This window comes from Photobacterium sp. GB-56 (assembly GCF_003026105.1).
GTDB lineage: Bacteria > Pseudomonadota > Gammaproteobacteria > Enterobacterales > Vibrionaceae > Photobacterium.
Genome location: NZ_PYNW01000004.1, coordinates 250,101 through 263,558, shown reverse-complemented (window position 1 = coordinate 263,558; position 13,458 = coordinate 250,101). Strand labels below are relative to the sequence as shown.

The window sequence follows — 13,458 nt, the reverse complement described above, 5'->3', positions numbered from 1 at the left end:
TTATTACTCGTAATAATGCTTCATAATATGTTAAAATATTGACCTACATCAAATTGGTTAGACAGGCATATGATTTCAGACAAGCTTACAACAAAACGTATCCAATCAGGTGGGTGTGCAATTCACTGCCAAGATTGCAGTATTAGTCAGTTATGCATTCCTTTCACGCTGAATGAGTCTGAGCTAGACCAACTGGATCAAATCATAGAACGAAAAAAACCGATCCAAAAAGGTCAGGAGCTATTTAAAGCAGGTGACGAACTAAAATCGTTATATGCTATTCGTTCTGGCACCATTAAGAGCTACACCATTACCGAACAAGGTGACGAGCAAATTACTGCCTTCCATCTTGCAGGTGATTTAGTAGGTTTTGATGCGATCAATGAAATGCAGCATCCAAGTTTTGCTCAATCACTTGAAACATCAATGGTGTGTGAAATCCCATTTGAAATCCTTGATGATCTTTCTGGTAAAATGCCAAAGCTTCGTCAACAAATCATGCGCTTAATGAGCAATGAGATTAAAGGCGATCAGGAAATGATCTTGCTGCTTTCTAAAAAGAATGCTGAAGAACGTCTTGCCGCTTTCTTATATAACTTATCACTACGTTTTTCTCAGCGCGGTTTTTCTCCACGTGAATTCCGTTTAACAATGACACGCGGTGATATTGGTAACTACTTAGGCTTAACGGTTGAGACTATCAGTCGTTTATTAGGGCGTTTCCAGAAATCTGAGATGTTAAGTGTAAAAGGTAAATACATTACAATTATTGATCACGATGAGTTAGCTCGTCTTGCTGGTGTGGCTAAAAGTAACACATTACCTCCACAATAATCGTTTTAGCCCTATCCTTTTTAAATTTTAAAGCATCGTTTATACGGTGCTTTTTTATTTCGCTAATCCGCTATTTCTTATATTTATTTGTCCAGCGTATCAAAGTTTACATAATTTTCTCTATTATCGTTCCCATATCTTTCTATTCTAGGTTACAGTATTTATAAGGATTTATTTAATCTTTTGATATCTAAGTACATAGCCGTTGTTATACCTGTTTTAAATTCAACTTATCAAGAGATTGCCTACACAGTTGTGTAAAGGAGGCATTATGCAAAAGTATAAAAATATATTAGTCGTCGCAGATCCTGAAAAAGAACAACAACCAGCGATCTCGCGCGCTGTTCATCTTGCTAAAATGAGCAAAGATGTAAAAATTATTATTTTCTTAGCTATTTATGATTTCTCTTATGAAATGACGTCAATGTTATCATCAGACGAACGTGATGCTATGCGTCGCGGTGTGGTAATGCAGCGAGAAGAGTGGTTAAAGGAAATCATTCAGCCTTACTTAGAAAAAGACGTTGATATAGAAATTAAAGTGGTTTGGCATAATCGTCCTTATGAGGCCATCATTGCTGATGTATATAGCCAAGACATTGATTTACTTATCAAAGCCACTCATGAACATGATCGTTTAGGCTCTGTGATTTTCACACCAACAGATTGGCATCTGCTTCGTAAATGCCCTATTCCTGTACTTTTAGTTAAAGGTAATAACTGGCCTGAGCACGGCAAAGTATTAGGTTGCGTCAATATCTCTACCGATGATGAAACTCACGAGGAGCTTAACGAAAAAATCGTCAAAGAATCATTTGCGTTTGCTTCTATCGCTAATGCCGAAGTTAATTTAGTTAATGCTTACCCTGCAACACCGGTAAATATTACGATTGAATTACCTGAATTTGATCCTGCTAGTTATACCGATGCTGTACGTGGGTATCACCTAACGACGATGAAAGCACTCCGTCAAAAATATGGAATTAGTGAAGAGCAAACTCATGTGCTTGAAGGTTTACCTGAAGATATTATTCCTCAAGTTGCTGAAGATATAAAAGCAGAACTTGTTATATTAGGAACAACAGGTCGGACTGGATTATCGGCTGTCTTTATAGGAAATACCGCTGAAAATACGATTGATAGTTTAAATTGTGATTTATTAGCTTTAAAACCTGATGGGTACGTTAGTCCATTAGCACCTAATATCGATTAAGTAAGAAAGGCCTCTATTGAGGCCTTTCTCTTATAGAATGCGATTTATTTCTTCTCAGATTCTTGTAGCGTTAGCCATTTGGCAAATTTGGTAAGATACCACTCATTGGCTTTTTCTTTACAATATGCTCGACTTAACTTGCGACGACTCCATTCAGAAGCAATAGCTGATCGAGTCTGATTTGACGTCCGTTCTTTTAAATAAATGCTGCACAATTGAGCATTTGTCATATTTTGCGCATAGCCATTAACTTGCCCACCACCTAGCCCCAATTCTTGTGCTTGATGAGAGCTACAACCCACCATGAATACAAGGCTCGTTGTGATTAAAATACTGCGTAACATGCATGTCTCTATCGTCGAAATATTTCCAATCATGTTATCAGCTTAAAAACACAAAGAATATTGTTAGGTATGTGTTGTGCCACTGACAATGTCTTATTTTTGATAAAAATGACTTCTTATTGATAATCTACTCTTAAAAACACACCGTTTTAGGCTGGTTAACGTCATGAATAGTTATCATTTTTTAAGTCGTTATATATGCTGTCTCACCCTGTTGTTTTCAGCTTCTGCTTTTTCATTAGGCATTAACGATAGTAAATACATTGAATTAGGAGGAAGTTTAGATCCAAGTGTCGTCAATAATGTTAGTAACGTATTAGAACAAAATGCGAATGTTGAACAATTTCGCTCCGTCGGTTTAGTGATTGGTAGCGGATATTGTTCAGGTACATGGCTTGGGAGTGATGAATCTCATAGCTATGTACTAACGGCTGCACACTGTTTATCAGGCTCTGATTCTTCAGAATATTCAGGTCAATATGTCTCGTTTAAACAACAAGATGGGACGATTATTGCTGCAGGTATTTCTACTAACTATTTTCGTACCTTTACTGGCTGCAGTGATGACATAGCGGTCGCAAAAATCCCGAAAGTCTCCGATCCCCTAGATGCAAATGGTGATGTCATTAAGCAACCGTTTGTCGACAATAATTTAAATACTGATTTGCTACTTAACCCTACTACCTTCACAGGATTTGGTATCTTCGGTTCACGTTCATTAGGTCAACTTGGCTATATTGGTAAGCGACATGGTGAAGGACATATTCGTTATTATTACCAAGACTGTTTAATAAATCAGGCCATTGAGAATACAGACGCATGGGCATTTGCAAGCCCAGGTGATAGTGGCTCTGCGATTTGGCAACAACGTAATGAACACCCTGTTGCTGTCGGTATTTCGTCATGGTGGTATGGCTGGCAATATGGGTATTCAGGTCACGTCCCTATTGCTTTACATATTGATTGGTTAAAAGGTGTCGTTCCTGTATTAAAAACCGTAGATGATATTGAAGATGAGCCGCCAGTTGAGGAACCTGCATGGTTATTAACCCATGAAGCACCGATAGAAACCGATCCTTTAGAGCAAAGTGTACGAGGCTCTGTTTATTATGTTAAGGGCGACAATGTTGTTTCTGGACCTGAACGATTTGTTTGGCGTTATCCACGAAAAATGACCAAATTTTCCGTTGCATTAACCCAAAAAGAAAACAATACAGAACATGAAGTCTGGTTGCGAGGTCAACGTAAAACACATTGTGGCTGGGGACGTATTAATAACAGTGCATGGTGTTACCCTGCGCCAAACTTAGGTCAACTTAAACTAGAATTTATTCAAGCAGATAATCCGACATTGCCTATCGGTACTTACAGTGGTGATTTTAGTTTAATGGTAAAAAGTCTCTATAACCGCTCTTACTCAGATGAAGTAACCGTTGCAACAAATATCGAGATTACTTCTGCACTTCCAAGTGACGGAGTCATTACTGATTCAACACCTTACGTTTCTCCTCGTTATGAAAAAGATGTTTATGGCAGCGTATATTATCTATCTGATAATAAAATGAACCGTAATCGTGTGGTTTGGCGTCGCTATAACCGAGGTTATAGTCGTTTGAAAGTAAATGTAACGAATACAGAAACCGGAGAACAACAAACTATTATGTTGCGCGGAGAACGCTATATGGGTTGTGGGTGGACAATAATGAACAATGCCGCCTATTGTCGTTATATGCGCCCTGTTTATGGTGAGTTACGTGTGAGCTTTATCGCTGATGACAATAAAGATTTACCTATTGGTGAATATTCTGGATCTTTATCCGTTAACGTGAAGGGCTTACATAAGCGTGGGTTCACTAAAGACTTACACCTTGATATTAAATTAAATATTACCGAGTAATGTATGAAAAGAGTGATCCAATATACTGGTTTAGCGCTGATTGTTGGGTTGCTCTGTGTCTTTATTTTTAAACCCGACAAAACAGCTAACGAAATAAAAACACCTGAAATTGTAAGTGATACATCACGTACAATAAATAAGAATCAATTAACAAAAAACCTTTATGAGGTTGCTGAAGCGCCCAAAGATTTTAAAATATTAAGTATGGAAGAAGAAATAATCATTGATGATCCTTCTTATGTCGCTGAAGAAGATCTAGAAGGTAACCCACAACTTCATAGTTATGATCATCAAGTAGCGACAACAATTGATACACCGATTAATCTATTAACAGGCGAAGATCTCTGGCTTTACCGCCCCAATTTACTAGACAAAGTGAAACAAGAACAAGGAATATCAATACTACCGATTGAAAGTATTGTGGAAATAAATGATGAGTTACTCAGTATTTTAACTATTGGTGATAGCTTAGTTTTCACCATGCCAAATGGTGCTGAACAACAAATAATAGTCTCAAAGATAAATACAATAAGTGACAAGGTAACATCATGGGATCTTCAAAACACACAACGCCAAGATATAGGGAAGATTACACAAATAAGTAACTTAACAGAAGGTTCGTTTATTACTGACAATAATGACGAATACCACTTAAGAACCGTGAATAATAAAGGATGGATAACCAGTAAAAGTCAGTTGATGAGTAACAACGATAATGCAGTAAAAAGAAACAGTGAGGCGTTTTCTGAGCTTCTTAAATAAAGGGCTAAATTCTTTGTCGCATTTGGCAAAGTTTATTAGCCCATTATTTTAACAACGTAGTGACTAAACGTTAGTCACATCAATAAACATCGACTCATCAATGTTTGTTGAAGAAACCGTCGCTTCAGTAAAGGCATACTCAGCCTTCTCACCTTCACGATCTAATGGCAAGTTAACAAAATCAAATAGATTTTTATCAGCTAACTGGCTTGGACTGATGTTTTGGATAGATTTAAAGATAGCGTCTACGCGACCTGGTGTTTTCTTGTCCCAATCAATTAACATCGCTTTAATACTTTGACGTTGTAGATTTTCTTGAGAGCCACACAGGTTACAAGGAATAATTGGGAAGGCTTTATGCTCTGCGTACTTAATTAGATCTTTTTCACGACAGTAACTTAATGGACGAATAACAACATTACGACCATCATCAGAACGTAACTTAGGCGGCATTGCCTTTAAACGAGAGCCGTGGAACATGTTTAAGAATAATGTTTCAACGATATCATCTAAGTGGTGTCCTAGTGCGATCTTAGTTGCACCAATTTTCTCAGCAAAAGAGTACAGCGTACCACGGCGCAAACGAGAGCAAAGACCACACGTTGTTTTACCTTCTTCCACTTTCTCTTTCACTACAGAGTAAGTGTCTTTATCTACGATATAGTATGGGATATTTAAGCTAGAAAAGTACTCTGGCAGAATATGCTCAGGGAAACCTGGTTGCTTTTGATCTAAGTTAACCGCAACAACTTCAAAATTGATCGGTGCTGCTTTTTGCAGGTTCAATAAGATATCCAGCATCGCAAATGAGTCCTTGCCGCCACTGATACATGCCATCACAACATCATTTTCTTCAATCATGTTGTAGTCAATAATGGCGTTACCGACATTACGACGTAGACGCTTTTGCAGCTTATTAAATTCAAGTACTTCTTTACGATTATCTGTCTGATTCATTACTACTTCTCTCACCGTCGGTAATCCCGACAGTAGAATTGCTGGATAAGAATTTATAGGGCGTGAATTATACGGATTTTAGACTCAACAGGAAATAGTAAACTACGGAAAACCATCATTGGATAAATCGATACAAAAAAGCTCGGCTAAAACCGAGCTTCTTTGTATACGAATCTTTAACCTTAAAAAGCGATTAAATTAACTAAATAATCCAGCAAAGAACTTTTTAACATGATCAATAAGGCGGCTGAAAATACTGCCTTGTTCAACTGAATCTAATGCAACAAGTGGTTGAGACGCAACTTCTTTACCATCAACAGAGTAAAGTACCTTACCGACGACTTCACCTTTCTCGATCGGTGCATCAAGTTCACCATTAAGCTCAACGCTTGCTGTCAATTTTTTGGTGTCGTTACGTGACAATGTCACATAGCTTGAACTATCAACACCTAACTCAACGTTCTCTTTATTACCAAACCATACGCGTTCAGATAAGATTTTATCGCCAGCTTTATGTGGCACGACTGTTTCAAAAAATCGGAAACCGTAATTTAGTAAGGCTTTACTTTCTCTTTCACGGGTTTTGGTACTTTTTGTTCCCATCACAACCGCAATTAAACGCATGTCACCTTCAGTTGCAGAACTTGTTAAGCTATATCCAGCACCGCTTGTGTAGCCGGTTTTCATACCATCAACATTCATGCTTTTATCATACAGCAGACCATTTCGGTTACGTTGGGTAATGTTGTTATATGTAAATGATTTCTCACTGTATAGCGGATAAATTGATGGTAAGTCGCGAATTAACGCTTGGCCTAATAATGCAATATCATACGGTGTAGTATAAAGATCACTGTGATCTAAACCATGAGGATTCGCAAAATGTGTAGCATTCATTCCTAGCTTTTTAGCCCATGAGTTCATTAAACCCACAAATGCTTGCTCAGAGCCAGCTACGTGTTCAGCAAGTGCAACACTTGCATCGTTACCTGATTGAATAATCAAACCACGGAACAAGTCCATTAGTGGTACTTCACTCCCTACTTCGATAAACATTTTCGAAGAATCAGGGAAATTACGTGCCCATGCGTTACGGCTAATAACAACAATATCATCTTTACTGATATTGCCTTGTTGCATTTCCTGACCAGCAACATAACTAGTCATTAATTTCGTCAAGCTTGCAGGGTTTAATTTTTCGTTAGCATTCTTCTCGACTAATACTTGGCCTGTATTGTAGTCCATCAATACATAACCCTTTGCACTTAATGTCGGTGCATCTGGAATAACAGAAGGTGCTGCTAATGATGAAAACGACACAGTACAAAGCGCAGTTACACCAACGAGAGAAAAAAGCGGTGATGTCTTTTTCATTTGAGGCAAAATCCCTTAAAAATACGATAAACAATCTAATATAACTATTTACAACATCATAAGTTCGTAAAATAGTTCAAATAGGTATATTAGTTGAGGCCCATTATAGCGTTTGCAATATGAAAAACTTCCTTTTGTAACACTGTTTTACGATTTGCACGCCATCTTTACATTTATAGCGTTAATAAAAAAAAATATAAACGTTTAATACTGCCTCTATCGTGTTTTTTTATTATTGCTCACGTTGTTATAAATTTTTCCCTATTTTAATGAACCTTTCGTACTTTTTTACTGACTATTCAATAAGTAATACATAATATAGTGATGTTTTTAACAGCTAAACATTAGGGATGTGAAATGAGCTATTATCTAAAATTAGAACAGCATGCTCGTAAGTTATCGCGTTTAGGTCATCTAAGCGCAATATGTGGTTGGGATCAAGCTGCAATGATGCCAAGTGGTGGTGCTGAAGCTCGCTCGGAAGCAATGGCTGAACTTGCGGTTATTACACATGAATTATCAACCGCTGGTTATCTTGCTGATTGGTTTGAACAAGCAGAAAAAGAGCAATTATCTAATGCTGAACGTATCAGCCTTGCTGCGTTAAAACGTCAATGGATGATGCATAACATTTTACCAGCCGAGCTAGTGGAGCAAAAATCCTTATTAGGCTCACAATGTGAGCATGCTTGGCGTACCCAACGTAAAGAAAATGACTGGGAAGGATTTAAACAAAACCTCGCTCCTGTTGTGAAACTTGCACGTCAAGAAGCGGCTATTCGCTCTAAAGCAACAGGATTAAGTCTATACGATGCCCTGCTCGATCTTTACGAACCAGGAATGACTTCTGAAATTCTTGACGGTATTTTTGCTGATGTAAAATCGTGGTTGCCGCAGCTTATTCAAGATGTGCAAAACAAGCAGAAGAATGACGCCGTATTGCCTTTAACCGGAACATTCCCGATTGCCGAGCAAAACGCACTTAGTCTAGACGTCATGAAACTATTAAACTTCGATTTTAATCATGGGCGGTTAGATATCAGTACTCACCCATTCTGTGGTGGTGTATCAACCGATGTACGTATTACAACGCGTTATGACGAAACTGACTTTACCTCAGCCTTAATGGGCGTTATTCATGAAACTGGTCATGCACGTTATGAGCAAGGTTTACCACATCAATGGCGAGATCTGCCTGTAGGCCAAGCTCGTTCAATGGGGATTCATGAAAGTCAGTCGCTGTTTTTTGAAATGCAGCTTTCACGTAATATTGATTTTGCAAGAAAACTGGCGCCATTAGCACAGAAAACATTTAATCGTGAAACCGATAGTGCGCTGACGGCTGAAAACCTCAACACTATTAATACTCGCGTTAAACCGGGTTTTATCCGTGTTGATGCTGACGAAGTAACTTACCCAGCCCACGTAATTCTGCGTTATGAAATTGAACGTGATCTTATTGAAGGTATAATCGAAGTTGACGATATTCCTGAAATTTGGGATCAAAAAATGCAAGCTTATCTTGGTATTGATACGAAAGGTAACTTCAAAGATGGCTGTATGCAGGATATTCACTGGACAGATGGTAGCTTTGGTTATTTTCCATCTTATACGCTGGGTGCTATGTACGCCGCACAATTCATGGCTGCAATGAAGAAAGTAGTAGATGTTGAAGCTGCAATTACATCAGGTGATTTATCCCCTATTTTTACATGGCTTGAAACGAATATCTGGTCAAAAGGATGTACACTTTCAACGGATGAATTAGTAAAACAAGCGACAGGCGAAACATTAAATCCTCGTTTTTTTAAACAGCATTTAATGGCTCGTTATAACCAGTGATGCATTAAATCAGGTTAAATATTAGCCATAGTGTTTTAAGTAGTTAACCATAACTCACTATGGCTTTATAACTCTTTCATTTCTTTATTATTCATATTATCAAGGTGATCCACACTCAGTCATTAGGCGTAAAAAACTTAACGTTTAGAAACCTGAGGTAATATATGGATAATATTCGATTATCAACACGTGATATTCACACAATGGAAAAACGTCAAAGAGTTCAATTAATAAACTCTTTACCTGGTTTTAAAAGCGCCAACCTTATAGGAACGACAGATAAAGATGGAAATGAAAATGTATCCATTGTCAGTTCTGTTATCCATCTTGGATCATCACCTGCATTATTAGGCTTTATATTACGTCCTAACACCGTCGAACGACACACTTATACAAACATCCAGCAAACCGAACAATACACAATTAACGCTGTATCTGAGGAATTCTACCAACGAGCCCATCAAACATCTGCTCGCTATCCTAAAGATGTGTCAGAATTTAATGAAACGCGTCTCACCCCTTTCTATGACAATCATTTTGATGCGCCATTTGTATTAGAGAGTCCAATAAAAATAGGCTTAAGGTTAGTAGAAATCATACCTATTCCATCTAATGGTACATATATGATTATTGGGGAAATTGAGCGAGTGATTTTACCTAAATACGCCCTTCGAAAAGATGGCTATATCAATATTGAAAGCCTAGACTTAATGACGCTTTCTGGACTCGATAACTACCACGTAACGCAAAGTGTTGGACGTTTAAGTTACGCAAAACCCGATAAACCTATCGTACCACTCGATATTGATGGTAATGCTTTTTTTATTAAAGAGTAAAAGTAGAGCCTCAATGATTGTTAAAACAATATATTGAGGCTTATAACTTTAGATTAAGATGCTGATTATAATATTGTCTTCTTAATAACAGTCATTACACCCTGTTCGTTATTACTCGGCGCTTCAAATCGAGCTAATTTTTTTATCTCAGGATGGGCATTGTCCATTGCATAGCTATGGTAAGTTTCTTTAAGCATTTCTACATCATTGAAGAAATCACCAAAGCTCATACTCTCCTCGAACGTAAAACCGAATTCTTTTTGTAAGTACTTTATTGCGGCGCCTTTTGACGCTGTTTTATGCATTAAATCAAGCCAAATCTTCGCACTTACGACCACTTGATGTGTGCCACCAAATTGCGGTGATAGCACTGGATAAACATGCTCTTCTGTACCATTGAAATTTAAAACCGCGACTTTAATAAACTCATCATCAACAGCCAGTAAATCATCAACTAACTCAAGATTATGGTAATACTTACGAATTTCATCTAAAGCTTGTTCGCTGGTGGCTTCGGTATAGGCTGCATTCTTACCACATAACACAATGTCACAGTCCTGTACTTGCTTAACAGTTTTAAGAATATCGTGAATTTCATTGGTTGGGATAGTTGAGCTATACAACTCTTTTCCTTGATACATTACTAATGTACCGTTCTCAGCAATAAAGATCATATCATCTTTAATTGGAGCAAATGTATTCACTAGGCTTTGATATTGACGCCCTGATGCCGCAGCAAATAGCACATTCTTTTGCTGTAGTTGGTTGAATACATCATAAAAATCCGATGGTAATTGCTTTTTTTCACAAAGCAGCGTGCCATCCATGTCTGTTGCAATAAATTTAATTGAAGCTGTCATATAACCTTTACCACTGAGTGTTTATCACACTATTTTACCTGTTAGAGAGCAATCATTGTAAATGAATAGAAATAATTACTCATGAATCCGGCGGTTCTTATAGTAATACTCTTTATCGTGCTCAGTAATCGGTCTTAATATTCGGCAAGGGTTACCGACTGCAACCACATTGGCAGGAATATCTTTGGTAACAATACTACCTGCACCAATCACCGTATTCTCACCTATTGTCACACCTGGTAAAACCACCACATGTGCACCTAACCAGACATTATTTCCAATCGTCACTGGAATATTAAATTGGGCCACATCGCGACGAAGATCAGGGTCGATAGGATGACCTGCTGTTGCAATAGTGACATTAGGTCCGATCATGACACTGTCACCAATATAGATATGGGTATCATCAACCAAGGTAAGATTAAAATTAGCGTAAACGTTATTGCCTATATGTGTATTGATTCCCCAATTAGCACGTAGCGGTGGCTCGATGTAGCAATTATCACCCACAGCAGCAAACAAATCTTTCATGATAGCTTGGCGCTTATCATATTCAGAAGGTCGAGTTTGATTAAAGTCATACAGCACTTCCAAACATTGTACTTGTGCATTTGCTAACGCTTCATCGGTACAAAAATAGACTTTTTGACTATGAACTTGTTCGAGGGTGTCCATCGTTGCCCTTATTAAGACATTAATAATAACGCTAGAATAATACTGACAATTTGGGTTGGGAAGACTGCTGTAATGAGATTCAAAAGCTCATCACAAATACAGTTAGTCAGAACGAAACGTGAGAATCTAATCCCATTATTTATATTAATAATTGGTTACATTCACTATAAATATTATACTTAGATCACGGTTTAGTATTCTGATTTTCTATATTGTTCTGACATAACTGACTATAAAAAAAAGGATAAAGTATGGCTTACCAAGCTAAAGATCTTAACTACCGTGGTGAAAATTGTGGTGTACATAATTGGATCACAGATGGCGGTCAATCTTTTTACTGGCATCCAGACTGGCTTCATATCGCTGAAGAAGAAACCGGCTTATACGGTAAAAAGAAAATTGAAGTTGAGCAAGGTGGTGAAGTCACAAAAGGACACGCCGTTCATACTATTTTGAAAAAGCTAAACGAAATACTTAAAGGCACAGATCACGAATAACAAAACCCCCTAACACGTTTATTATGATTTAAAACATGTTAGGGGCTTTAATTAGCTACAACGCATTAGCTATATTTTTCTGTTGTTTTTTCAACCAGTTTTATAATCACATTTACTGCCTTTTCCATCCCTTCGACAGTAATAAACTCATGAATACCATGAAAATTATATCCGCCAGTAAAGATATTCGGGCATGGTAATCCTTTAAATGATAAACGCGCGCCGTCTGTACCACCTCTAATCGGTTTGATCTCTGGCTGTACGTCGCATTCAATCATTGCTGATTTCGCTAATTCAATGATATGTGGATATGGCTCTACCATTTCACGCATATTGAAATATGAATCGGTTAACACTAACTCTACACGCCCTTTTTCAAGTTGTAGATTTAGTTCATCAACTTTCTGCTGCATAAAGGCTTTACGTTGTTCTTGCCCTTCACGGCTAAAATCACGAATGATATAACCTAACTCTGTTTTAGCGACAGATGGTTTCATTGATTTTAAATGGTAGAAACCTTCATACCCTTCTGTCGCTTCTGGCGTTTCATTGCTGGGCATCATTAACTGAAACTGCGCGGCAATGTTCATTGAGTTCACCATCTTACCTTTCGCAGTTCCAGGGTGAACATTGGTTCCATGACAAATCACATCAGCAGAGGTTGCATTAAAGTTTTCAAACTCTAATTCACCTATAGGTCCACCATCTATGGTGTAAGCCCATTGTGCATTGAACTTCTCAACATCAAAGAGATCAGCCCCACGTCCGATTTCCTCATCAGGTGTAAAACCAATACAAATATCACCATGTTTAATTTCAGGGTGTGCCACAAGATACGCAATGGCAGTCATGATTTCAGCAACCCCGGCCTTATTATCCGCACCTAGCAGTGTTGTACCATCGGTAGTGATAATATTGTGACCGTGTAACTTATTTAAGTCGGGATATTGAATGGGAGATAGCACTTCATCACCAATGCCTAATGCAATATCACCACCTTGATAGTTTTCTACAATTTGTGGTTTAACATTTAGACCTGAAGCATCAGGTGCTGTATCCATGTGAGCAATAAAACCAATAGCTGGAATATCAGCAGAAACATTTGAAGGAAGACGTGCCATTAAATAGCAATGTTCATCTAATGAAATATCAGATAAACCCAACTCTTCCATTTCAGATTTTAGTTGTTGTGCAAGGTTAAATTGCCCTGCAGTACTCGGACATGATGCAACATCACCATCAGATTGTGTTTCGATGCGAAAAACGTTCAAGTAACTTATCCATCATTAACCTTACATAGCTTATTTATTTGCGTAATAAATTATGACGGATAAGTTAATTACTATTTTTGCGATGTATCAGTTTTA

The 13,458-nt window shown here is 37.8% G+C and carries 13 protein-coding genes; 7 read left to right on the top strand and 6 right to left on the bottom strand.

Going from position 1 to position 13,458, the window contains the following annotated elements:
• Nucleotides 1-69: 69 nt before the first annotated feature.
• Together C9J42_RS07525 and uspE are read left to right on the top strand one after the other, a co-directional pair.
• The gene (locus C9J42_RS07525) at nucleotides 70-834 is read left to right on the top strand and encodes an FNR family transcription factor (protein ID WP_105060229.1); all 765 of its coding nucleotides are present in this window, start codon (nucleotides 70-72) and stop codon (nucleotides 832-834) included.
• Between the two features lie 271 nt (nucleotides 835-1,105).
• Nucleotides 1,106-2,047: a universal stress protein UspE gene (gene uspE / locus C9J42_RS07520; protein WP_107246646.1), complete on the top strand. Its 942-nt coding sequence runs from the start codon at nucleotides 1,106-1,108 to the stop codon at nucleotides 2,045-2,047.
• Between the two features lie 44 nt (nucleotides 2,048-2,091).
• On the opposite strand, the gene C9J42_RS07515 is transcribed toward uspE, so the two are convergent.
• The gene (locus C9J42_RS07515) at nucleotides 2,092-2,391 is read right to left on the bottom strand and encodes a hypothetical protein (RefSeq protein ID WP_107208220.1); all 300 of its coding nucleotides are present in this window, start codon (nucleotides 2,389-2,391) and stop codon (nucleotides 2,092-2,094) included.
• Between the two features lie 166 nt (nucleotides 2,392-2,557).
• On the opposite strand from C9J42_RS07515, the gene C9J42_RS07510 reads away from it, so the two are divergent.
• Both C9J42_RS07510 and C9J42_RS07505 read left to right on the top strand, forming a co-directional pair.
• On the top strand, nucleotides 2,558-4,288 hold the full coding sequence (locus C9J42_RS07510; RefSeq protein WP_107292323.1) for a trypsin-like serine protease: 1,731 nt from the start codon (nucleotides 2,558-2,560) through the stop codon (nucleotides 4,286-4,288).
• Between the two features lie 3 nt (nucleotides 4,289-4,291).
• A complete protein-coding gene (locus C9J42_RS07505) occupies nucleotides 4,292-5,050 on the top strand; it encodes a hypothetical protein (protein ID WP_107292322.1) in 759 nt (252 codons plus the stop codon).
• 63 nt (nucleotides 5,051-5,113) lie between these two features.
• On the opposite strand, the gene ttcA is transcribed toward C9J42_RS07505, so the two are convergent.
• Together ttcA and C9J42_RS07495 are read right to left on the bottom strand one after the other, a co-directional pair.
• Nucleotides 5,114-6,007 (bottom strand): tRNA 2-thiocytidine(32) synthetase TtcA, encoded by an 894-nt coding sequence (gene ttcA, locus C9J42_RS07500; RefSeq protein ID WP_107208217.1) that lies wholly within the window; start codon nucleotides 6,005-6,007, stop codon nucleotides 5,114-5,116.
• Between the two features lie 198 nt (nucleotides 6,008-6,205).
• Nucleotides 6,206-7,381 carry a D-alanyl-D-alanine carboxypeptidase family protein gene (locus C9J42_RS07495; protein WP_107294846.1) on the bottom strand — a complete coding sequence of 392 codons (1,176 nt, stop codon included), beginning with the start codon at nucleotides 7,379-7,381 and terminating at the stop codon, nucleotides 6,206-6,208.
• Nucleotides 7,382-7,738: 357 nt separating this feature from the next.
• Here C9J42_RS07495 and C9J42_RS07490 point away from each other — a divergent pair, with 357 nt between their 5' ends.
• Together C9J42_RS07490 and C9J42_RS07485 are read left to right on the top strand one after the other, a co-directional pair.
• Nucleotides 7,739-9,223 carry a carboxypeptidase M32 gene (locus C9J42_RS07490; protein WP_107301847.1) on the top strand — a complete coding sequence of 495 codons (1,485 nt, stop codon included), beginning with the start codon at nucleotides 7,739-7,741 and terminating at the stop codon, nucleotides 9,221-9,223.
• A 164-nt stretch (nucleotides 9,224-9,387) separates the two neighbouring features.
• A complete protein-coding gene (locus C9J42_RS07485; protein WP_107208214.1) occupies nucleotides 9,388-10,059 on the top strand; it encodes a flavin reductase family protein in 672 nt (223 codons plus the stop codon).
• Nucleotides 10,060-10,124: 65 nt separating this feature from the next.
• On the opposite strand, the gene C9J42_RS07480 is transcribed toward C9J42_RS07485, so the two are convergent.
• Both C9J42_RS07480 and C9J42_RS07475 read right to left on the bottom strand, forming a co-directional pair.
• The gene (locus tag C9J42_RS07480) at nucleotides 10,125-10,919 is read right to left on the bottom strand and encodes a Cof-type HAD-IIB family hydrolase (RefSeq protein WP_107208213.1); all 795 of its coding nucleotides are present in this window, start codon (nucleotides 10,917-10,919) and stop codon (nucleotides 10,125-10,127) included.
• A gap of 75 nt (nucleotides 10,920-10,994) precedes the next feature.
• Nucleotides 10,995-11,594 (bottom strand): sugar O-acetyltransferase, encoded by a 600-nt coding sequence (locus tag C9J42_RS07475; RefSeq protein WP_107208212.1) that lies wholly within the window; start codon nucleotides 11,592-11,594, stop codon nucleotides 10,995-10,997.
• Nucleotides 11,595-11,845: 251 nt separating this feature from the next.
• Here C9J42_RS07475 and C9J42_RS07470 point away from each other — a divergent pair, with 251 nt between their 5' ends.
• Nucleotides 11,846-12,091: a hypothetical protein gene (locus tag C9J42_RS07470; RefSeq protein WP_107208211.1), complete on the top strand. Its 246-nt coding sequence runs from the start codon at nucleotides 11,846-11,848 to the stop codon at nucleotides 12,089-12,091.
• Nucleotides 12,092-12,156: 65 nt separating this feature from the next.
• Here C9J42_RS07470 and pepT read toward each other — a convergent pair whose 3' ends face one another.
• A complete protein-coding gene (gene pepT, locus C9J42_RS07465; RefSeq protein ID WP_107301846.1) occupies nucleotides 12,157-13,371 on the bottom strand; it encodes a peptidase T in 1,215 nt (404 codons plus the stop codon).
• Nucleotides 13,372-13,458: the final 87 nt, after the last annotated feature.